Source organism: Polaribacter septentrionalilitoris (genome assembly GCF_009832745.1).
Taxonomy (GTDB): domain Bacteria; phylum Bacteroidota; class Bacteroidia; order Flavobacteriales; family Flavobacteriaceae; genus Polaribacter; species Polaribacter septentrionalilitoris.
Window position 1 is genome coordinate 1 of record NZ_VRMJ01000013.1, and the last position, 531, is coordinate 531.

The 531-nt window shown below is 58.6% G+C and carries 1 protein-coding gene; it reads right to left on the minus strand.

The genetic code is table 11. The features are described 5' to 3' along the window. A partial coding sequence (locus FP421_RS02120; protein WP_159947158.1) for a tetratricopeptide repeat protein occupies positions 1-332 on the minus strand: 332 nt, incomplete at its 3' end. Positions 333-531 lie beyond the last annotated feature (199 nt).

Consider the following 531-nt stretch of genomic DNA (forward strand, 5'->3'; position numbering starts at 1 on the left):
TCGACGTCTGACGCGCTGAGACCGTTTTTTTGCCCCAGGGTCAGTAGGGCTTGCGCGGCCTCTGGTCGCCCGGCTTGATACAAGCCAGTTGCGTAGCTGAGCCAGTAGTGCGGTTGTGCGAGGTTCGATTCCAGTGCCGCCTTCAGCCATGGAAGGGCTTCGGCGGCCTGGCCAGTCGCTGCGAGTAGCAGCCCAAGGTGGTGGTTGGCCTCGGCGTGATCGGGCTGTGCTTCCAGGATGGCGCGATACAAGGGCTCGGCTTTCTGCAAATGACCGGAAAGGTGATGCTCGACGGCTTGTTCTAGAAGTTGGTCGAGGGTGAACTCGGGCATGTGATCGGTGTCCCGTTTTCTGCGTTTCGAGAGGCTCGCTTCGTCTTGGCAAGTGGGGGAGGGCGACCGTGGCTTGATCCTCGTGGCTTTGAAACAGTCAGCACGGTTCCCTTTGTCTCGCTGTCGTTAAGCAGGAAATGCGCCTGTTTTCTTCTGCAGTGATTTCTTGATGGTGCTTGGTTCTGAGAATGGGGCTCGA